Consider the following 19840-nt stretch of genomic DNA (forward strand, 5'->3'; position numbering starts at 1 on the left):
CAGCCCGCCACCCTGCGCGTACCTCATGACCGTGGTGTACCGCGACGATCACAACCTGTCAGCACCCCACGACATCACGCATTACAAGTCAGTAGAAGCATGCCTTTTCCACACTCCATAAGTCCAAGTACTCTTTCATATCTTTCCTATAGCCTGAGCACATGGCGACACTGAGACAGCTGGAATATCTGGTGGCCATCGTGGACGAGGGATCGTTCACGCGAGCCGCGGAGAGTTTGAACGTCACCCAGCCGGGCCTCTCGCAGCAGTTCCTGGCGTTGGAGCGCGAGGTCGGAGGACCGCTGCTCGAGCGCCTGCCACGCGGTGTACGGCTCACTTTGGCGGGTCGGTCGATGCTGCCGCACGCCCGTGCGGCACTCGCGGAGGCCGGGCGGGCCACCATTTCCGCCCGTCGCGCCGCTGGCGTATCTACCGGCGAGCTGCACTTGGCCACGCTCTACTCGATCAGCTCGGGCGTGCTGCCGACGGTTCTCGGTCTGTGGCGCCGGCAGCATCCAGGGGTGCGGATCAGACTGTTTGAGCATCGCCACAGCGACGAGCTGGCCCAGGCCATGGCTGCAGGGCAGGCCGATGTCGCCGTGGGGCCTTTGCCGGAGAACTGGGAGGGCACTGCCCGGCACGTTGGCATGGAGGAGTTCGTGGTGGTCACCCACGCCGGTGACCCGGTGGCGGCCACGGACTACGCTCCGGGCGTCCGCCTGGCAGACCTGGCGGAGCGGGAGTGGGTGCACTTCACCCCGGACAGCGGCCTGTCCGACATCCTCGAACGAGCCTGCGTGGCAGCCGGTTTCCGGCCCCGGATCGCGGTCCGCACTGAACAGGCGCCGTCGGCCATCAGCTACGCGGCGGCCGGGTTGGGCCCCACGATGGTGCCCGCCAACGCCCTCCCACCGCGCTTCGGCGGTGCCGTCCTCCGCCCCGACCCGCCCCTGCGTAGACGGCTGACCGGGTATACCCGCACGGCTCCGGACCCGGTGACCGCGAGCTTCCTGGATGCCCTCGGTGAGCACGCCCCTCTGATGCCTCGGCAAGTGGCCCGAAGACTCGGCCTGGTGGACCAATCGATGCGGCGTGCCGGGATGCGGCGGGAGTGACGCCCGTCCGTCCCCGGGGATACGCGGCTCCGAAGCACCGTACTGTCCATTGGACAACGCGATGCGAGGTGTCTATTGCCCAATGGACAACAGTTCGTTCTCCCCATGTCCATGAGGCGCTCCCCGATCTGGACGTGTTCGCCGACCTGGCGGGCAGCCGGGTGGCCGTGGCCACGGCGGAAACCCTCGCTCCGATCCCCGGCCTCCGTGTGGAAGAGCGGAGCGTCCCGCACCCGGATGGGCACACGCTGCCCCCTGCGCGTCTACCTACCGGATGCCCCAGCGTCCAGCCCGCGCCCTGCAGCGATGTGGCTCCACGGTGGAACCTTCGCCATCGGCGCGCCCAACGCGGAGGAGGGCCACTGCCTGCGGCTCTGTGCGGAACTGGGCATCGTCGTGATCGCGCCCGACTATCGGCTCGCGCCGGAGCACCCCTGCCCGGCTGGCTTCGACGATTGCTACACAGCACTGCCGTGGGCGGCCGAGAACGCCACCGAACTCGGCATCGATGCCGCGCGGATCGCACTGGGCGGCCACTCGGCGGGGGCCGCACTTGCCGCCGGCGTCGCTCTGGCTTCCCGTGACCGGGGCGGCCCGGTGCCAGCCTTTCTGTACCTGGGCTATCCGGTGCTCGACGACCGCCAGAACACGCCGTCCTCCCGGATGATCACGGATACCAGGCTCTGGAACCGGTCCGGGCCTTGGACGTGTGGTCCGCATACTTCGCCGACGCCGACGCCGACGCCGACGCCGACGCCGACGCCGACGCCGACGCCGACGCCGACGCCGACGCCGACGCCGACCCGCGAAGCGGCTACGCCGTGCCGGCCCGCGCCCGAGACCTCGGTGGCTCATGATCTGCGGTGTGATCCCGGTCGTGACGAGGCCCTGGTCTTCGGCGCCGCCCTGGCCGCGGCGGAGGTCCCGGTGGAGCTGCACCTCGTCCCGGGCGTGCCGCACATGTTCGATTTCTACCTTCCCGATGCTAACGTCACACGCAGGGCGGTGACCGACTGGACCCGGGCGCTAGCAGACGGCCTACACGTCGGGAACGGCGCGGGCGAGGTGGGCTGAGCGTGAGCCACAGCGAAGACGGGTCCGGCGGGCCGGTGGTGGCCCGGTCAGAGCCCACACCGTCCGGGGGAGCAGCGACGGGCCGGCCACAACAGGCCGCGATACGTTCCGTTTCGTCGCGCATCCCGGAGGTCGCCTTCACGCCGAGGGTTTGACGAGGCGACCACAACGCCAGGTTTCCGTTCCCGTTACGGACTGACGCAGGAACGAAACGCGTTCGAGGCCGTGCTTGTGCGGGGGAAACGGTGACATCGACTCCAAGTCCGCCGACGATTCCGTTGCCCGCCACTTCTCGTTGGGGCCGTTCGGGCAGCACTTCGAACTCGAATGCAGATGGTCGTGGCCTCCGGGACCGAGACATGCAGGTATGACCGACCTACGCGGGCAGCCTCTCAGCGGTGGTCGCTGCGGCTGCCGGGCAGCGCCGCATGTTCGGTCGTCTGCGTTTCGAGTAGGAGGGCATGAATGGAGGCGGTCAGGTCCTCGGTGAAATGCTCGGCGCTCATCTGCGCCAGAGCTCCGGCGCGGATGACGTACCGGCTGAAGGTGACGCCGACGAGCAATGCGGCCAGGAACGGGACTCGGTGCTCCAGCGCGTGCTCGCCGAGCAGGCTGCGGTAGGTCGCGTCGGTGCGCTCCTGCATGGCGACGTACAGCTCGGCGGCGGCGAGTTCGTCGTCCGCCGCGCTCCGCACCAGGGCGACGAAGGTGTCGGTGCCGTCCGGGTGCTCGAGGCGGCGGACGAACTCCCGCGCGATGCGGGCGGCCAGCGGCTCGCCGGACTCCTCGGTGAGGTCTTCGATGGAGCGGGTGCCGGGGACCGCGGCGAGGAACAGGTTCTGCTTGCTGCCGAAATGGCGCAGCACCAGTCCGTGGGTCACCCCTGCACGCTGGGCGATGTCCCGCAGCGTCGCCCGGTTGTAGCCGCGCTCGGTGAAAGTGCGGGCCGCGGCGTCGACGATGGCGCGACGGTGCAACTCCGGGTCGCGGACGCGGCGCGGGCGGGCAGGCGGATTCTGTGCGGCGGGCATAACCGCACCCTACCCACCCGTGGCGTCGGTGATGGCACGACGGTGCAGCTTCGAGGCCCGGACACGGCGAGGTTGGACTGACTCCCAAGGGAGTTTGGCAAGGGAGTCGGTGGCACTTAGTGATCAGGCCATTCCGCTACGAGTTCGCGTTGGGTTGGCTCGGTTGTGAGGGTGCGGCGGTCTTGGGTGAGGGCCAAGAGCGGCGCCCGGAACGTCCTGACGGTTCAGTGCCGGCGCCTGCGGTGTCAGGACGCCGAAGACTGCTCCCGGACGATCCGGCTGACACTGGTCAAGGCGGCGTCGCGCACCTGCTGCCACCGCTCCTTCGACCAGGGCGCCCCGCTGTCGGCAAGTTGCAGTGCCAGGGGCGTCAGGACGCGCACGTGGTGAATGGCCCAGATCACGGCGTACAGGTCGGCATCGGTGATCGCCCGGTCCCCACCGCCCTCCGCCATGGCCTCGAGGGACTCGCGGTAGTGGTCGACCTCGCGCTCGACGGGAGCGGGCCGCTCAAGCTGGCGCCACAAGGTCAGGCGCATGCGGTCCGGATCCGAGGCGTAGTAGTCGAAGACGTCGACCGTGAGCTGCGGGAGGTCGTCCCACGAGGCGGACACGGCCTGCACGCTCAGCTCCAGCCGCTCCGTGACGACCTGGTCGAACAGGTCCTCCTTCTTGCCGAAGTACTCGTAGATGGCCCGCTTGTTCGCCTTGGCGTTGGCGGCGATCCGGTCGATGCGGGCTCCGGCCAAGCCGTAGGCGGCGAACTCGCGGTACGCAGCCTCGAGGATGCGCGCCCTGGTTGCATGTGAGTCGTAGGCCATGCGCGCAGTGTATCCGAATAACTGAACGAACTGGTTCTTGACCAATCGCGGGGGGTCCACGTAGCGTAGAGATCGAACTAGTTTGTTCGGTTTCTTGGCTTCAAGATTGGATTGAAAGCAGCGTGTCAGCGCCCAAATTCACCCTTACCGCCGTTCCCACGGCCACCATCGCGGGTGCCGCACACCCGGCCCATGAGAAGTTCGACGTCGTCAACCCCGCTACCGGCGAGGTGATCGCCGCCGCTCCGAACGCCTCGGCGACCGACGTCGACACTGCGGTCCGGGCCGCCTACGCCGCGTTCGCGAGTTGGCGGAAGGATTCAGCCGCCCGACGTACCGCGCTGCATGCCGCCGCCGATGCGCTCAGCGCGGCCGCGGACGAGATCGCGCCGCTCCTGACCGCCGAGCAGGGCAAGCCGTTGGCCGAGTCCCACCGGGAGGTGGCCACTGCAGTCGCCTACTTTCATTACTACGCCGACATGGAGCTCAAGCGTGAGGTCATCCGCAACGACGAGACGGCTCTGGTGGAGATCGTCCGCCGCCCTGTCGGGCCGGCCGCGATCATCACGCCCTGGAATTTCCCGCTGATCATCGCCTCGGCGAAGATCGCGCCAGCCCTCGCTGCAGGCAATACGGCGGTCGTCAAGCCTTCGCCCTTCACTCCGCTGTCCACGCTCAAGATCGGAGAGGTTCTGCGGGAAGTTTTTCCCCTCGGTGTCCTGAACGTGATCAGCGGTGGCAACGAAGCCGGGGCGACCATGACGGAACATCCCCTGATCCGCAAGATCAGCTTTACAGGCTCCATCGCTACCGGTAAGGCTATCGCTGCCGCGGCTGCCGCCGACCTGAAGCGGACCACCCTGGAACTCGGCGGCAACGACGCGGCGATCATCCTGGACGACGCCGACCCGGCCGCGGTCGCCGCGGGCATCTTCCCACGTGCCTTCCACAACACCGGTCAGGTGTGCGTGGCCCCCAAACGCATCTACGTTCCGGAGTCGATACGTCAGGCAGTCGTCGAGGCCTTCGTCGAGCGGGCCCGCAGCGCTCGATTCGGCGACGGCAGCGACCCGCGGACGCAGTATGGCCCGCTCAACAACCTCCCCCAGCGCGAGCGCGTTGCTGAACTCGTCGACGACGCGGTGCGACACGGCGCGACCGTCGCCACCGGAGGGAAGCGGATCGAGGGCAATGGCTACTTCTACCAGCCCACGATCATTACCGACGTCAGCGACGGCGTACGCATCGTCGACGAGGAGCAGTTCGGACCCGCGCTGCCGATCATCGGCTACCACGATGTGGAAGACGCGCTGAAGCGGGCGAACGCAACCCACTTCGGACTCGGCGGCTCGGTCTGGGGCGCAGACCCCGAGCGGGCCGCGGCTGTAGCCGAACAGATGGAGACGGGCATGACGTGGGTCAACACCCACACCGCCATGACCTTCGACCAGCCGTTCGCCGGTATCAAGTGGAGCGGCGTCGGCATCGAGAACGGCCCCTGGGCCATGGAGGGCTTCACCGAGATGACCATCCTCCACCGCGCCCGCTGACCGTTCCAGCTCCGTTGGCGGCGCGCGTCCGGGACATGCTGTCCCGCCGCATGGGTGAGGTGCAGGCATCCAGGCACAAGCCGTCGGCCGGGCTCTCCACAACTCCGGTGAGTCCTGCCCGGCCGCATACGGCTGGGCGGTGCGGCCCGGTGCCACCACCCCACCTATGGCAGCCTGTGCGCCCTGTCGCCCGAACCGGAAGAAACGCGATATGAACGGCCTGCAACAGGACAGGCGCCACGACGAGCTGACTTCCTGCCCGGCCGCCTGGCGGATCACGGTGGTGCTGGCGCTCGCAGGTCTGCTGACCTCGATGGCCCAGACTGCGCTCGTCCCCCTCGTTCCTCTGCTGCCGCGGCTACTGGATACCTCGCCCTCCCGGGTGGCCTGGGCGGTGACGGCCTCCCTCGTGGCCGGAGCCGTCTCCAACCCGATCACCGGCCGCCTGGGCGACATGCTGGGCAAGCGGTCCGCGTTGCTGGGGAGCTTGGTCTCGCTGTTCGTCGGCTCCGTGCTCTGCGCCGTCGGTGACTCCCTGCCGGTTGTCCTCGCCGGGCGCGCGGCGCAGGGGTGTGCCCTGGGAGCCATTCCTCTGGGCATCAGCATTGTGAAAGAAACATTGCCCGCCGCGCGGATCGGTACGGCCACCGCCGTCCTGAGTTCCATGGTCGGCGTCGGCAGCGCGCTGGCCCTTCCAGGTTCCGCCTTGCTGATCCGTTGTGCCCCCTGGCACCTGCTGTACTGGGTGTTCGCAGCGGCGAGCGTGGCAGCCTTGCTTCTAGTGGCTGCCGTGATTCCGCGCTTCCCCGTGCCGTCGCCGACCGCGCCGATGGACGCTGGCGGCGCGGTGGGCCTCGTGGTGGGGGCGACCGGCCTGCTGCTGGCGCTCTCCGAAGGCGGCGCCTGGGGGTGGACGAGTCCACGCGTCGCCGGCCTGTTCGCCCTATCGGCCGTAGTGCTGGCCTGGTGGGGCCGGTGGGAGTGGCACCGGCCCCACCCGTTGATCGACCTGCGGGCGTCCGCCGGCCGGCGGGTTCTCGTCACGAACGTCTCTGCGGTGCTGGTGGGTTTTGCCACCTACGCTCTCGTCTACTCAACCAGCCAGCTGTTGTGTCTTCCCAGAAGCACCCACTATGGCTTCGGTCTGTCCACTTTGACCGCGAGCCTGTGCCTGACGCCTTCGGGCCTCGTCATGTTGCTGTCCTCTCCGCTCGCTTCATGGCTCTCCATTCGCTTCGGAGCGCGCACCACGTTGGTAACCGGCTCCGCGATCGTGGCGACCGGCTGGCTGCTGGGCTTGCTCATCATGCACGCGGTCTGGCAGTTGGTTACCGTCAGCTGTGTCATCGGGGCGGGCGTGGGACTCGCATACGCTGCGATGCCCATGCTGGTCATGGACGGGGTTCCGGCCGCTCGGACAGCCTCTGCCATCGGGGTCAACACGCTCATGCGATCCCTGGGCACTTCGGCCTCGGGCGCTGTCCTCGGCATGATTCTGACCAGCCGGGTCACCACGTTGCACGGTACTGAGATGCCGTCACACAGTGCCTTCCGCAACGTGTTCCTCTGCGCGCTGTTCGCATCCACGTTTGCCGCAGCCACCGCTCTCCTGCTGCCCGCACGCGGTCACATGGGCACCGGTCCCGCCATCGGAACACGAACCGTCCCGGCTGCAACCTCGATGGACGCGGCCGATCCTTTCGGGAAGACGCGCGACCGGCGATCCCGAGCAGCTGATCGCGGCGAGGCCCCGCACTGCCAGGGGGCGACGTCGGATATGAAATCAACCACCGATAAGGGGAATTGCCTTGAACACGACAACCGGTAAGGCGTGGCGCGCGATCAAGTTCGGCCCGCCGGCGGAGTCGGTGGAGCTCCAGCAACTGACCTGGGAAGCACCTCCGGAGGGACATGTGCTCATCCGCGTGAGTACCGCCGGAGCGGGTTTCCCCGACGTCATGATGACGGCGGGTCAGTACCCGCTGCTCGGCGATCCGCCCTTCGGGCTGGGCGAGGAGGCAGCGGGCGAGGTCGTGGCCGTGTCGACCGGCTCACGGCTGTCCGTGGGAGACCGGGTGACGGGCATCACCGCCTTCCTGCAGGGCTGGGGCGGCTTCGCAGAGTATGCCTACCTGCGGGAGATCTCCACGATCCGCATCCCGCCCACCATGACCGACGAGGAGGCCGGCGGCTTCCCTATCGGGTTCCGCACCGCCTACGCCGCCCTGGTCGATCGCACTCCCATCGAGGCCGGGCAGACACTGCTCGTGCTGGGCGCCGCTGGCAGCACTGGCACCGCGGCAATGCAACTCGGCAAGGCCCTGGGCGCGAAGGTCATCGCAGTGGCCGGCAGCCAGGACAAGCTCGACTTCTGCTCCCGGCACGGCGCCGATCACGTCATCGGCTACCGCGACGAGAACCTGACCGCGCGCCTCACAGAGATCACGGACGGACGGGGTATCGACCTGATCTTTGACCCGGTGGGTGGGGACACCGCAGCCACGGCGCTGAAGAGCATCGCCCGCAACGGACGCATCGCATTGGTCGGTGTCGCCAGCGGAAACCCCGTTCCGCTGAACCCGATGGACATGCTGCTGCGCAACTACAGCGCGGTGGGCGTGCTGGCCACGCCCGGCGATCCCGAGGCCGAGGCGCTGGTGTGGGAACGACTGGCGGAGCTGGCTGGCGCGGGTAAGGTGACCATGCCGGTTGGCCGGGTCTACGACTTCCATGACGTGCCCCGGATGATCACCGAACAATCGACCCCCGGCCCAGGGAAGTCGGTGGTCCGGGTCGCCTCGGCGTGACGTTCCAGCCGAGATGGCCGTGGGTCCGCGAAGTCCAGGTATCGAGACCGACATCCCGACTTCGCGGACCTCACACCAGCCGAAATCCGCCGTCCACTGGCCGTTTGACGTCACCGCCATCCTGCAGGCCACGATCATGTGCCGAGCTGGTCCCGCTGGCGACGCCGCCACCAAGGTCCATACACGCATTCGGCCCTCCACCTGGTCCGGGGGGTCGGTGACGGAGCGCCTGGTGCGGCTGTCGGGCCGTCGCGGCCGCCGGCGGTTGTCAGATTCCGCAGTTGGGTGCGGACCAGTACGGCGACGGGTCGAGGGCCACGTGGGCGTGGTCGTTGTGGTCGGGGTAGCCCGGACCGAGGATGTCCGAGAAGCCGTGCACTCGCGCCTGCTTGGCGAGCGTGCACAGGCTCGGTGAGCCGGTCAGGTCGGCGGCGTCGCCGTACAGGTGGCGGCTTCCGGACGCGCCGCCTACGGCGCTGTTGCAGGCGTAGGAGCGGAAGCCGCTGGAGATGGTGATCGGCACGTCACCGAGGGCGTGCCGCATCGCTTCCAGTTTCCACATCGTCTTCAGGGCGTTCGCCTTGGCGGTGGCGGCCGAGACGGCACCGCCGGACCAGTCGGAGTTGCACTTGTTCAGCTCGGAGTAGGCGAAGTGGATCGGGGTGCAGTCCGCGTCCTGGAGCGCGTAGATCTTGTTGAAGGTCTGTGAGCCCGCCACGCCGTCGGCCGGCAGGCCGTATGCGGACTGGAACTTTTTGACCGCGGCGGTGGTCCGCGCGCCGTAGACGCCGTCGTACGACAGCCGTTCGCCCGAGGTCACCCAGCCAGCGACGCGGATCTGCAGCTGCGTCACATCGGCGCCGGAGGAGCCCTGGGAAAGGGTGCGGCTCCAGGTGTAGCACTCGTCGGCATGAGCGGTGCCCGAGGTGGCGCCCACTCCGACGATCGCACCTGCCATGAGCATGACAATCACGAAGAGCATGTGCCCTGCACGTTTGAGCATGTCGGCCTCCCGACCGTCGGACTCGAATGGTGGGCGACGCCGCCGCACGGACAGCGGGCGCACCCAGGGTGACGCCCCTGTGCTACGCGCGTCAACTGCGCCTGGGGTATGGAATGCGGCAGCCTCTCTACCACGCTGGAGCCGGGTCCCGCGTTTGCACAGATCGATTCGCGGCGCCGTTCTTGCCCAGTGGGGCGAGGATCTCGAAACCGCCTGCACCGCGGACGTCGAAGTGCGGCTGGCGACGGACGGCTGACGCTGGGGCGGACCGGTGTTCACTCTTGCCGAGGTCGGGTCCTGATGAAGCGATGGTCTCGAACCGGTGAGTTTCGTGCGCGCGGGACGTCTAAGGGGATCCTTCGTGCAGTCGCCACACGTCGGGGTGGGCATCTGCCAGGTCGCGGGCGGCGGCCCGGCATGCGGCCACGAAGTCGGCAACGCTGCCCGAGTCGTCGTCCCCGCGCCACATGACGCTCATCCGATGGAACAGTCCTGGAATCGGTATGTGGACCACCTGGGGGTGAGCGGCGAACCGGAATGACGAGGGGACCGCTGACACCCCAAGTCCGGCCGCTACAAGGTCGGCTACGGCGGAAGGCGCAGTCGGGATCACCGTGAGTTCGGTGCCCGAGGCAAGTGCGGCGACTCGCAACCGTTCCCAGCAGTGGCGGCGTTCCTGCAGCGGGAACAGGAAAGGTTCGCCGGCCAGATCGCGCACCGTGACCTCCAGAGAATCTGCCCTGGGGTGTCCCTGCGTGAGCAGCGCGCTGGTGCGTTCCTCCACCAGGATTTCGCTGGCGAAGCCGCCCACATTGGACTCGTCCCAGGTGAGCACCGCGTCGATGCGGCCCTCGGCGAGCGCCGCCGACTCGTCGCCGTCGTCGAGGCCGGTCACCGACACCCGGACGTTGGGGTGGTCCCCACGAAAACGCCGCAGAGCCTCCGCGAGCAGGCTTCCGGGCGGGCCTGGCAGCGGGGCGGAGAGGGTCAGCAACACATCACTTCCCTCGGCCGCCGACCGGGCGGCGTGCAGGATGCGCCGGTTCTGGGCCAGCGCCCGTTCGGCATGGGGGACGATCAGCCGTCCCGTCGCGGTAACGACGGCACCACGAGGCGTGCGCTCGAAGAGCACCACGCCGAGCAGGCGTTCAAGCTGCTGCACCTGTCGGCTGAGCGCGGACTGGGCAATCCGGAGACGATCCGCTGCGTGCCCGAAGTGACCCTCCTCGGCGACGGCGAGGAACGCCCTCAACAACCTGAGTTCGATATCGGGCTCCGGGTGGGCCACCTGTGGGGCTGTTTCAGGCATGTACAAGGCGGAAGCACCTTTGCGGTCGGGCTGCTGGATGCGGCGGGACGATGTCCACTCCCGTAGCGCCGCAGGCGCGACACCCCGTGATGCCGCGGCGACATCGGATGGTGCATGAACGGTCTTGGACTGTGGGGGATTCCCTCTGTTCATATGGTCGGGCGATAGATCGGAAGCGAGGAATGAAGTGACATCCCTGTCTGGCAACATCACCACCCCGGTCCTGACCGACCCCGATACGCAGAGCGTCGTGAACTTCCTGGGCGGCCTGGTGCGGATGCGGGCCCGTGCAGCGGACACCGCGGGAGCATACGCGCTGCTGGAGCACAGCGGCGAGCGGGGCTACATGTCGCCACTGCACCTGCACGAGAACGACGAGGAGACGTTTGTTGTCCTCGAGGGCACACTGCGGGTCGAGGTGGGCAATGAGGTGCGCAGCGTGGGCTCGGGCGCGCTGGCCATGCTGCCCAGGGGCCTGGCACACGGCTTCGTCGTGACCTCGCCCCAGGCACGCTTCCTGACGCTGCATACCCCCGGAGGCGGCTTCGACGAGTTCGTGGCCAAGGTAGGCGTGCCGCTCGTGAACGGTGAGCCGCCGCAGGCCGGCCCGGGTCCCGACCCCGAGGAACTCACCCGTATCGCGGCCGTTCACGGCATCCAGATCGTCGGCCCGCCACTGCTTCCCTGAGGCGCTTCCCTGCTGCGGGCCCGCGAGAGCGACAGGCCCGCCTCCAGGCGGTTCGCGCACGACCGTACGGCTTGACGCGCCCACCCCCGGCACGGCGGGTCCGGCTGGCAACGGTTCGGCGGCGTCTCGGCGAGTTCGATCGACCGGGTGTCGGGTACCGCAGCGGGGTTCTGTTTGCTGCCGAAGTGACGCGCCCGCCGCTGCCCCGGCGCGGCGGGCGATGTCCCGCAGGGCGGCCCGGTTGTCACCGTGCTCGCATGTGGGATGCGCCTGCTAATGACCATTTGGTCATTAGCCTGATCGGGGTCTAGCATCACTAATGACCAGATGGTCATTAGTAGCTTGTGCGCCCCCAACAGGAGAAACCCCATGTCCACATCGCCCCGGGCCGCCGCCCACCGGGACTCCTCCGATCAGCAGGTCGTCATCGTGGGAGCCGGCCCGGCCGGTCTCTGGCTGGCCTACGAACTCGCCGTGGCAGGCGTCACACCTCTCGTACTGGAACGCGCCGAGCGCCGCTCCCCGCACTCCAAGGCGCTGGGCATCCAGCCGCGCACCATCGAGGTGCTGGCCCTGCGCGGCCGGCACCAGGACGTGATCGCCGGCGGCCGCCCCCTGCCGAACTGGCACTTCGGCATGCTCGACTCGCGCGTGGACTTCCGCGGCCTGCCCACCCCCTTCCCCTATCTGCTGGCCCAGCCACAGACGGTCACCGAGGAGCTGCTCGAGGACTACGCCGCCCAGCGGGGCGTCCGCGTCCGCCGCGGCCACGAGGTCGTCTCGCTGACGCAGGACGACGGCCGGTCGGTGACCGTGCACGTGAAGGGCCCCGACGGCGACTACTCGATCGGCGCCGACTACGTGGTCGGTGCGGACGGCTCGCGCAGCGTCGTCCGGCGGGAAGCGGGCATCGACTTCCCGGGCTTCGAGACGTCCGTGTACGGATTCCTCGGCGAGGTGATCCTCGACCGGCCGCCGCTGACCCCCGGATTCACCGCCCTCAACGAAGCCGGTCGCCTCCTGGTCATCCCGCTGCCCGGCGGAAGGTTCCGCGTCACCGGCTACGACCCGCGGAACCAGACCCGCGAGCCGCTGACGCTGGAGGAACTGCGCGACGCCTCGCTGCGGATCGCGGGCACCGACTTCGGCATGCGCGACCCCTCCTGGCTGTCCCGCTTCGGCAATGCGACCCGGCTGGCGTCCACCTACCGCAAGGACCGCGTCCTGCTGGCCGGCGATGCCGCGCACATCCACTGGCCGGCCGGCGGGGTCGGCCTCAACGTCGGCCTCCAGGACGCCGCGAACCTCGGCTGGAAGCTGGCGGCGGTGGTCCAGGGCCGCGCCGACGAGGGATTCCTCGATACCTACCACGCCGAGCGCCACCCCGTCGGCCGGGAACTGGCCGAACACACCCTCGCCCAGACTGCACTCATCGTCGGCCTTACCCCCGAAGTCACCGCCCTGCGCGCCCTGCTGAACGAAGCGATCGCCGGCACCCCCGCCTTCACCGGCCTGCTGGCCGGAAAACTGTCCGGACTCGACACCGCCTACCCGTCCGAGGACGCCGACGCCCACCCGCTCACCGGCACCCGCGCCCACGACCCCGAGGGCGACGGCCTGTTCCCGCTCCTGCACGACGGCCGCGCCGTGCTGCTGATGATGGGGGAGGGGCCGGTGGACGCCGAAGTGACCGCGGGCGCCGCCACGGTTGGCATCGCCGTCCACCCCAGCCAGCTCGCCGAGACCGGCGGCCCCGCCTGGTCCGGCGTCACCGCGGCCCTGATCCGGCCTGACGGGCACGTGTGGTGGGCGACCGGGACGCCGCGCTCGGGCGCGGAGTTCACGGCCGAGGTGCGCAAGGCGCTCGAGTCCCTGCCTGCGGTCTTCTAGCTAGGACCAGGCCCGCCAAGAGATCCGGCACTGACGCGGTGCCGGATCTCTCCGTTGCACACGATCGAAACCCTCGATCCAGCGAAGGGCCGAACGCCTCCGACCGTCACACCGATGCGTTCGGCGGCCCCGAAATCTATCTCCGGGGCGCGTACACAAGAAGCAGGAAAGAATGAGCACACTCATCCCGTTCGCCGAGGCCAACCACGACCCGTCCGGACATCCCCTGGACAATCTTGCCTGGACCGCTCTCACTGGGCCGCACTCTCTGATGGCAGAGAGATACGGAAGGGCCGCGCGTTATCCCGTGGATGTCGCTCCGTTCGCGGCCCTGGAGGACCCGGACGACCCCGGTGCCTGGGCCGACCTGGCCAGCCTCATTGGACCCGGAGCCGTCACATTCCTACCCGGCGTCACCAGGGCTCCCGCGGGGTGGACCGTGGTGCAGGCCATCCCCGGCGTGGAGATGGTGGGTGAGAACGTGCGTGGTACGACGGACCCGGAGGCGAGTCGACTCGGACTCCAGGACACCGCCGACATGCTCGGGCTAGTGGCGCGTGCACAGCCCGGCCCCTTTAAAGAGCGAACGGTCACGCTGGGGGCATACTTCGGCATCTGGTACCAAGGAAGACTGGTCGCAATGGCCGGCGAACGGCTCCGTGGTTCGGGCTGGACCGAGATCAGCGCTGTCTGCACGGATCCGTCCCACCGGGGCCGCGGGCTCGCCGGCCGACTGGTGCGTACGGTGGCCGCGCACATACAGGAACGAGGCGACACCCCCTTCCTGCAAGCCGCTGCTGTCAACTCCGGAGCGATCCGCCTTTACTCGTCGCTGGGCTTCACTATGCGACGGCACACGCAATTCACCGCTGTCAGCACTCCCAGACGGTGAAGGCCGGATGTAAGGGGGTCCTGCGGCCTACCGCCGCGCGGGGCCAGCGTCCACGGGGACGCGGTAGAGAACGTAGGGCTTGCGTCGAAGGTCGACCCCGGAGTTGTAGGCGGGCTGACGATTGAGCTGGTTGGCCATCACGTACAGGTTCCTGTCGTAGCCGATCGAGAGGGTGTCGGGCCAGATCAGCCTGTGGTCGCGGACCAGGGTGCGATACTGCCCGTCGGGGTCACGGACAACGAGTGCGTTGCGTTCGATGTCCCCTCCGTAGACGCGGCCCGCGGCGTCGGCCTCCAGGCCGTCGGACATGCCCTTCCGGCCGAGGTCGCGCACGGTCTTCGCGATCTGGGAGTTGGGCACCCGGCGGTCGGCCAGGCCTGTGGTGGGGACGGAGTATAGGGTGCGGCTGGAGAGCGGGCAGTAGTACAGCGTCTTGCCGTCCTGACTCAGTGCGATCCCGTCCACTCCGATGTTGATGGGGCTGGTGGGGCCGTGTGCCGGGCGGTTGAGCATCCGTTTCCCCTCGATCACGGGCACGAAGTCCGGGACGGGCCGTGTCGAGGGCTGGTTGTCCAGCCGGCGCCATGACGTTCCGGAGGCCAGGTCCACGACGATGAGACCGTTGGGGCCGTCGGGCGAGGCGTCGGTGAGGTATGCGGTGCCCGCCTTTCCGCGGGTGAGGTCGAACCGTACGTCGTTCACGAAGCTGCGTGGTCCGGCCACCTCGCGTGGCAGGACGATCGTCCGGACGATCTTGTCGGTGCGCAGGTCGATCGCGACGAGTTTCGGGCCGCCCATCGGTGCGTAGCCGAATTCGATGCGGCCGGCGTGTCGCGCGTCAGACTTTGTGGCAGGGCTCGTTTCTTGCGGGTCCTGTCCCGTGAAGGAGTCTGATCGATCATGGTGAGACCGCCGGCGGTGCCGCCGGAGGAGAAGGTCCGGATCGTGCTGTCGATCCTGGCCGGTGAGATGACCGCGCCGAGGCCGCGCGGCGGGCGAAGGTGTCCGAGCAGTCGGTCGGGAACTGGCAGCGCCAGTTCCTGGAGTCCGGCCGGGCCGAGCTGGCGGCGGGGAGGTCCGGCCCGAGCAGCCGTGAACAGCAGCTCGAGGCCCAAGTCGCCGACTTGACGCAGGCGCTGGGTGAGGCCCGGGCCGATCGGTTCGGTGGCGAACGCCGCTTTGCGCCGCGCCGCGAGCTGCCGACGGTACGAACGTATCTCCAGTCCCGGATGTTCTGACCGCACGATCCTACGACGCGTCAAAGAGTGGGCTGAGCTGGGAATACCCGGGCAGGTGCACGCCCTCGCGCTGGAGGCGTACGACCGGATGATTGGCCTCGGGCTGAGCGAGATCTCCGTGGACGGCCGCATCACCGAGGCCCCGTGGCCGGGCGCGAGGCCGCTCGCCAGGCTGGTGAGGGCCCGGAGGATCTGTTCCGCCTGCCGGGTGAGGCCGTCCGGCACCGTCAGCTTTTCCTGCCGCTCCATGCCGGTGAGGGGCGCGATGGGCAGATACAGCGAGTCCACGCTGTAGCGGACCGGAAGCAGCTGGGACCGTGTCGGTTCGAAGGCCGCGGCGCGGATCACGAGGTGACGGGCCGTCGCCCCGGAATTCAAGTCGATGTCGCAGCGGAAGTATGGGTCGCTGTCTCCGGTGTAGTGGAGCACGCCCGCGCGCAGTGCGGTCCGGGTGACCGCCGCGATCCCGTGCAGTTCCTGTTCATCGAGGTCTTCCTCCGTCCAACGGAAGATCGGTGCGGCGACGTCCATGAGGTCGGGCCGGAGCATCCAGGTCGCGGCGTAGACCTCGGCGTATCCCTTGACCAGGACACGCGGGGGCTGGGCGGCGATGTAACTGGAGAGAGCGCCGGCATGCGTTGCACCCTCGGACTTGACGGGCCACAGCGCCAGGGCCGCGACGACGCCCGCCGGGATGTCCATGCGGCTGCTGCCGCAACTCCCGTACCAGGCATCGGCGATCGATTCCCCGAGGTCGGCGCCGCTGCGCCGCGTGATGTGAAAGCGGGGTGGGTTGCTGACTCCGGCATGCCGGGCGCACCCGGGATCGGCGCAGTCGGGGCTGTCGGCGGCCGGCGCCTCGTGAACGAGGGCGAGGGCGGGAGTGGGGGTGGGGGCGGACTGCCGGACGGAGGACAGGGCCTCAGTGAGACGGGCAGCGAAATCAGGCTGGGCCATGAGAGAACTGACTTTCGTGCTGTGCTGGTGAATCGCGTCGGGATCAGAGGGCGCGGCAGCTGTCTGCGGCGACCGCGATGTCAGCAGGGACCTGCTGTGATCCGTGTAGCGGGGGCGACCGTGGGCCATACGACGGTGCCGGGCGTGACGTGCGCGCGCTCCCGGCTGAAGTGCCGCCGTGCCGCGAGCTCGGCGGCATCGGCGCGGGCCCCCGTGGTCTCGTAGGACGACAGGCCGCCGGCGTACAGGGCGTTGTAGAGCGCGTCGTAGGCGGCGGCGTTCTCGTCGGGGGTGCGATAGACCGCGAGGAGAGCCATGCGGTGGCCGTGATCGACGAACGCGACGGTCCATGCGTCGAGGCCTGCCGGCGGGTATCCGGCCGCCTGTGCGTCGTCGAGAGCACGCGTGAAGGCCGTAGTGTCGACCGATGTGTACTCGTGCCAGGGCAAGGTGCCGTGTCCGAGAGCGAACTGGCCTGCTGCGTCGGGCGTGCAGCGCTCGACGACCCTCGGCGGGCGGCCGCGGTCGAGGATCTCGGCGGTCCCGTCGGCGAGCCGGATCCTGGGGTCGTCCGGTGTGACGGTTCGGGCCTCATCGGCGATCTGGCGCATCACCTGAGCCGTGAAGCGAGGCCGGACGATTCCGTCGCGCCGGTGGCCGAGGACCTCGGCGTCGTAGGGCCCGAGCTCGTTGTAGGTGACCGAGGAGGGAAACCACTCGGCCACAGGGCCGGAGGACTGGGGGTTCATTCTGGTGGGTCTCTGTCGAGGAGAATCCGCGGGCCTGGGCGCCGCGGCGTGAGGTTTGTGGACGAAAGGCGCGATCCGACGACACGTCGGCCGGAGGCTCTCGCTACAGTTCGCTAACGGTACCTATATATTTCCAATTATGCAAGCAATCTGGTGTCGCCGACCCAGAGAAGCCGGAACGCGGCCTTGAACTGCTCGTGACGGGCCGGCGCATCGGGAAGCGCACGCCGTAGCCGGACCCGGAATTCCGGCCCGTGGGACCGGCCGCGCGGACGGGTTCCGTGCACCAGCTCGTGCACCAGCACGTACTCCAGGAGGAGCGGCGGGAGCTGGAAGACGGCCCAGTGCAGGGTCAGTTCATGGGCGTGCTCCTGGTAGATGCCGCCGTGCCGGCGGCCGATGTCCCGAACCGCGAGTTGCGGCAGCGGGCGACGGGTCCGCAGGCGGGACCAGCGGGCCGGCGCCGCGGTCTCCAGCCAGGCGCGACCGGCCCGGGTGTACCAGTCGATGATCGGCCGCGCGCCCAGCCGCACGATGTCGCCGCGGTAGGCAACGAGCAGTCCTACGCCCACGCCTTGCCGGAGGTGAACTGGGACGGGGGTGTCGACCAGGTAGAGGCGGACCGCAGTGCCCAGCCAGGTGAGCTTGCAGCCGTCCGCGAGGTGCTTGTCGGGATGCAGTGGGCCGCGTTCGGCCATGCGCTGGGCGTGGAGTTCGAGGAGCGAGGCGTTCTGTCGGACGAACCGGATGATCTCACCCGGGGTCGACGTCGGCAGGACGCGGACAACGCGTCGGCCGTCCGGCCGTGTCGTGAGCGCGTGCTGGGTTCGCCGGTGCGACATCACGACATCGAAGGTGCCGGCGTTGAGGGTGCCGTCGGCCTCCAGGGCCGCAGTGATGTCACGGATGAGGGTGTTGGCCTCGGACTCGTCCGGGGCGGCGGTCGGTGTCATGGAGAGGTGTCCTCCGTCAGGCTGGGTGGTGGACGCCGGCGCCGCCGGCCCACCCCGCAGTTGTGCACCGCCGGGCAACGCGTGCGGCGGCCCCGGCGGAAGTCGAAAACTCTCGCCAGGGCCGTGCGGCTGGATGATTATCGGGGATTGGGGATGTTGCCCCAGACGTGAACGGGGCCCTTGGCGGGCCGTACGGGCATGCCCTTGGGGCCGTTGTGATGACCGGCGATGATGCGTTCGGCGTGGGTGCAGCCGTCGGGGTGGGCTCGCGTGTTCAGACACCGGTTGGGACTGCGGTAGGGAGCGACCTCCCAGCGGAAGGCCGTACTCGGCGCCATGCGCGGCTCGCTCGCCTGCTGGTCCTTCTGGGTGGCATCCGGCGAGGGTCGGTGGCGAGGCAGCAGCCGGACGACGTTGACGTCGCCCTCACTCAGTCCTTCTCGGCGGTCGCGCTTGCGCCCCGCCCGGTCGCGGTGGACCACCTCCTTCTCCGTCCACGCCTGCTTGCCTTCCTGGGCCATCAACTGCCACGCGGTGTAGACGATCTGCGCCCAGGCGCCCGTCGTGCCGAGCGGTGTACTGGAATCGGGGAAGCGATCGCCCTTGAGTAGTACCGTTTCGTTGTCCCATATGAGATCCGGCTGCTGACGGTAGAACTCGGCTATGTCGCCCGCCCGTACAGCGCTGTGCTCGTCCATAGGCAGCAGTGCGTCGGGGTCGAGCATGTCGTAGATCCGCCCGGCCGTGTAGAAGGTCAGCCAGATGCCCTGGCGGCCAGGTGGGATCAGCCGCCTGCCGTGCACTGAGTGGGCGAACCACCGAACGGCTCCCTCCAGGACCTGATCCGGGCTCCACAGGGACCAGGAGACACCGACGATCGGAGTCGGCACGCTCATCTCGCAAAGGTGCTCGGGAGCATCCGGTCCGCCGGCTTTGCGGTCGTAGGAGCCGATGGGGTCGGAGAAGACCATCAGGCCACTGGGGGACGGCAAACGGTCCGTGGTGATCTCTTCCGTTGGTGCCGTCTGCCCGACGGCGACAGCCAGCCCGGTCATGTCCTCGTCGGCGAAGTAGAGGCGGGCCTCACGGAGCCGCTGGGACTCCTGCCCACACAGCACAAGCGACGCGGCGGAGTGAGGGTCCGGGGCGCCGGGGAGGTACGGATACAGAGAGAAACTGCCTCCCCGCAGCGACTCGGCCATGTTCAGCAGCCCGAAGCGCGTGCGCTGATGCTCCTCCATGGCTTGGCGCAGCTCGGGAAGGCGCTTGGGCTCAGGGGGAGTCCAGGCGCGAACGACGGGAGAGGGCAGTGAGCCGAGGGTGCGCATGATGCCTCGTCAGTAGCGTGTGCGTGTGCGAGAGAGCGAGGGCGGATAGGCCTCGCCAGATGCACTAAGCTACAGCGATAAATCCAATTAAGCAATGCATGTGTCTGGTGTGATTCTACGGAACACGCCTCTCTGCGAGCTGCCTTGGGGCCCCGTGGATTGCCCAACACAGTGGCGAGCGCGTACATGAGCCCCCGCGGCTGGTGGCTGATGCTGTCACGGGTGATCCAGTCCCGTGCCGCATGGCATCGCTGTCGCGCTTCGGCGATCTGCAGGGCCAGATTCTGAGCGACGTACGCGAGCGCGCGGCCCGCACAGGGCGTCGACGTCCGCTGCTGCTTGCTCTTCCGGCACGCCGGCGTCGGCGCGCCTGCCGATCACCGCGCGGCGCCGGCTCATCGGTCGGTCGCGGAGGGCGCTCAGCCGCCGCGGACG

General features: G+C 68.7%; 16 protein-coding genes and 1 pseudogene. 9 read left to right on the top strand and 8 right to left on the bottom strand.

The features are described from left to right. Positions 1-161: 161 nt before the first annotated feature. Together ABZ883_RS36890 and ABZ883_RS36895 are read left to right on the top strand one after the other, a co-directional pair. The gene (locus ABZ883_RS36890) at positions 162-1115 is read left to right on the top strand and encodes a LysR family transcriptional regulator (protein WP_360914370.1); all 954 of its coding nucleotides are present in this window, start codon (positions 162-164) and stop codon (positions 1113-1115) included. A 306-nt stretch (positions 1116-1421) separates the two neighbouring features. Continuing rightward, complete coding sequence (locus tag ABZ883_RS36895; RefSeq protein WP_360914373.1) at positions 1422-2189, top strand: alpha/beta hydrolase fold domain-containing protein; 768 nt, start codon at positions 1422-1424, stop codon at positions 2187-2189. A gap of 392 nt (positions 2190-2581) precedes the next feature. Here the strand turns inward: ABZ883_RS36895 and ABZ883_RS36900 are convergent, their stop codons facing one another. Together ABZ883_RS36900 and ABZ883_RS36905 are read right to left on the bottom strand one after the other, a co-directional pair. Next, positions 2582-3220: a TetR family transcriptional regulator gene (locus ABZ883_RS36900; RefSeq protein ID WP_360914376.1), complete on the bottom strand. Its 639-nt coding sequence runs from the start codon at positions 3218-3220 to the stop codon at positions 2582-2584. A 245-nt stretch (positions 3221-3465) separates the two neighbouring features. Beyond that, entirely contained in the window at positions 3466-4041 is a 576-nt protein-coding gene (locus ABZ883_RS36905) for a TetR family transcriptional regulator (RefSeq protein ID WP_360914379.1), read from the bottom strand. 122 nt (positions 4042-4163) lie between these two features. On the opposite strand from ABZ883_RS36905, the gene ABZ883_RS36910 reads away from it, so the two are divergent. From ABZ883_RS36910 to ABZ883_RS36920, 3 genes are all read left to right on the top strand, one after another. Beyond that, complete coding sequence (locus tag ABZ883_RS36910) at positions 4164-5591, top strand: aldehyde dehydrogenase family protein (RefSeq protein ID WP_360914382.1); 1428 nt, start codon at positions 4164-4166, stop codon at positions 5589-5591. A gap of 211 nt (positions 5592-5802) precedes the next feature. Then, the gene (locus ABZ883_RS36915; protein WP_360914385.1) at positions 5803-7419 is read left to right on the top strand and encodes an MFS transporter; all 1617 of its coding nucleotides are present in this window, start codon (positions 5803-5805) and stop codon (positions 7417-7419) included. Next, complete coding sequence (locus ABZ883_RS36920; RefSeq protein WP_360914388.1) at positions 7400-8398, top strand: NADPH:quinone oxidoreductase family protein; 999 nt, start codon at positions 7400-7402, stop codon at positions 8396-8398. The genes ABZ883_RS36915 and ABZ883_RS36920 overlap by 20 nt, the downstream gene beginning before the upstream one ends. 268 nt (positions 8399-8666) lie before the next feature. Here ABZ883_RS36920 and ABZ883_RS36925 read toward each other — a convergent pair whose 3' ends face one another. After that, positions 8667-9401: a D-Ala-D-Ala carboxypeptidase family metallohydrolase gene (locus ABZ883_RS36925; protein ID WP_360914392.1), complete on the bottom strand. Its 735-nt coding sequence runs from the start codon at positions 9399-9401 to the stop codon at positions 8667-8669. 346 nt (positions 9402-9747) lie between these two features. Further along, positions 9748-10710 carry a LysR family transcriptional regulator gene (locus ABZ883_RS36930; RefSeq protein WP_360914395.1) on the bottom strand — a complete coding sequence of 321 codons (963 nt, stop codon included), beginning with the start codon at positions 10708-10710 and terminating at the stop codon, positions 9748-9750. Between the two features lie 187 nt (positions 10711-10897). On the opposite strand from ABZ883_RS36930, the gene ABZ883_RS36935 reads away from it, so the two are divergent. The 3 genes from ABZ883_RS36935 (at position 10898) to ABZ883_RS36945 (ending at position 14180) form a co-directional block, all read left to right on the top strand. Beyond that, positions 10898-11398, top strand: a complete 501-nt coding sequence (locus tag ABZ883_RS36935; RefSeq protein WP_360914398.1) for a cupin domain-containing protein — start codon at positions 10898-10900, stop codon at positions 11396-11398. 369 nt (positions 11399-11767) lie between these two features. Then, positions 11768-13288 (top strand): FAD-dependent monooxygenase, encoded by a 1521-nt coding sequence (locus ABZ883_RS36940; protein WP_360914401.1) that lies wholly within the window; start codon positions 11768-11770, stop codon positions 13286-13288. A 172-nt stretch (positions 13289-13460) separates the two neighbouring features. After that, positions 13461-14180, top strand: a complete 720-nt coding sequence (locus ABZ883_RS36945) for a GNAT family N-acetyltransferase (protein ID WP_360914404.1) — start codon at positions 13461-13463, stop codon at positions 14178-14180. A gap of 27 nt (positions 14181-14207) precedes the next feature. On the opposite strand, the gene ABZ883_RS36950 is transcribed toward ABZ883_RS36945, so the two are convergent. Then, on the bottom strand, positions 14208-14978 hold the full coding sequence (locus ABZ883_RS36950) for an L-dopachrome tautomerase-related protein (RefSeq protein WP_360914407.1): 771 nt from the start codon (positions 14976-14978) through the stop codon (positions 14208-14210). 408 nt (positions 14979-15386) lie between these two features. On the opposite strand from ABZ883_RS36950, the pseudogene ABZ883_RS36955 reads away from it, so the two are divergent. Continuing rightward, positions 15387-15563 (top strand): annotated as a pseudogene (locus ABZ883_RS36955) (IS5/IS1182 family transposase); the annotation flags it as partial. An 892-nt stretch (positions 15564-16455) separates the two neighbouring features. Here the strand turns inward: ABZ883_RS36955 and ABZ883_RS36960 are convergent. From ABZ883_RS36960 to ABZ883_RS36970, 3 genes are all read right to left on the bottom strand, one after another. Then, positions 16456-17124, bottom strand: coding sequence for a hypothetical protein (locus tag ABZ883_RS36960; RefSeq protein WP_360914410.1), 669 nt, complete (start codon positions 17122-17124; stop codon positions 16456-16458). A 137-nt stretch (positions 17125-17261) separates the two neighbouring features. Continuing rightward, complete coding sequence (locus ABZ883_RS36965; RefSeq protein ID WP_360914413.1) at positions 17262-18077, bottom strand: YgjP-like metallopeptidase domain-containing protein; 816 nt, start codon at positions 18075-18077, stop codon at positions 17262-17264. A gap of 137 nt (positions 18078-18214) precedes the next feature. Continuing rightward, positions 18215-19405, bottom strand: coding sequence for a hypothetical protein (locus ABZ883_RS36970; RefSeq protein WP_360914416.1), 1191 nt, complete (start codon positions 19403-19405; stop codon positions 18215-18217). Between the last annotated feature and the right edge of the window lie 435 nt (positions 19406-19840).

The sequence above is a fragment of the Streptomyces sp. NPDC046977 genome (genome assembly GCF_040644455.1).
Taxonomy (GTDB): Bacteria; Actinomycetota; Actinomycetes; order Streptomycetales; family Streptomycetaceae; genus Actinacidiphila.

What these genes read in the sequence shown, in the direction of transcription:
- ABZ883_RS36890 (WP_360914370.1), top strand. Translation starts at nt 162, where the DNA reads ATGGCGACACTGAGACAGCTGGAATATCTGGTGGCCATCGTGGACGAG.
- ABZ883_RS36895 (WP_360914373.1), top strand. Translation starts at nt 1,422, where the DNA reads ATGTGGCTCCACGGTGGAACCTTCGCCATCGGCGCGCCCAACGCGGAG.
- ABZ883_RS36900 (WP_360914376.1), bottom strand. Translation starts at nt 3,220, where the DNA reads ATGCCCGCCGCACAGAATCCGCCTGCCCGCCCGCGCCGCGTCCGCGAC.
- ABZ883_RS36905 (WP_360914379.1), bottom strand. Translation starts at nt 4,041, where the DNA reads ATGGCCTACGACTCACATGCAACCAGGGCGCGCATCCTCGAGGCTGCG.
- ABZ883_RS36915 (WP_360914385.1), top strand. Translation starts at nt 5,803, where the DNA reads ATGAACGGCCTGCAACAGGACAGGCGCCACGACGAGCTGACTTCCTGC.
- ABZ883_RS36925 (WP_360914392.1), bottom strand. Translation starts at nt 9,401, where the DNA reads ATGCTCAAACGTGCAGGGCACATGCTCTTCGTGATTGTCATGCTCATG.
- ABZ883_RS36930 (WP_360914395.1), bottom strand. Translation starts at nt 10,710, where the DNA reads ATGCCTGAAACAGCCCCACAGGTGGCCCACCCGGAGCCCGATATCGAA.
- ABZ883_RS36940 (WP_360914401.1), top strand. Translation starts at nt 11,768, where the DNA reads ATGTCCACATCGCCCCGGGCCGCCGCCCACCGGGACTCCTCCGATCAG.
- ABZ883_RS36945 (WP_360914404.1), top strand. Translation starts at nt 13,461, where the DNA reads ATGAGCACACTCATCCCGTTCGCCGAGGCCAACCACGACCCGTCCGGA.
- ABZ883_RS36950 (WP_360914407.1), bottom strand. Translation starts at nt 14,978, where the DNA reads ATGGGCGGCCCGAAACTCGTCGCGATCGACCTGCGCACCGACAAGATC.
- ABZ883_RS36960 (WP_360914410.1), bottom strand. Translation starts at nt 17,124, where the DNA reads ATGAACCCCCAGTCCTCCGGCCCTGTGGCCGAGTGGTTTCCCTCCTCG.
- ABZ883_RS36965 (WP_360914413.1), bottom strand. Translation starts at nt 18,077, where the DNA reads ATGACACCGACCGCCGCCCCGGACGAGTCCGAGGCCAACACCCTCATC.
- ABZ883_RS36970 (WP_360914416.1), bottom strand. Translation starts at nt 19,405, where the DNA reads ATGCGCACCCTCGGCTCACTGCCCTCTCCCGTCGTTCGCGCCTGGACT.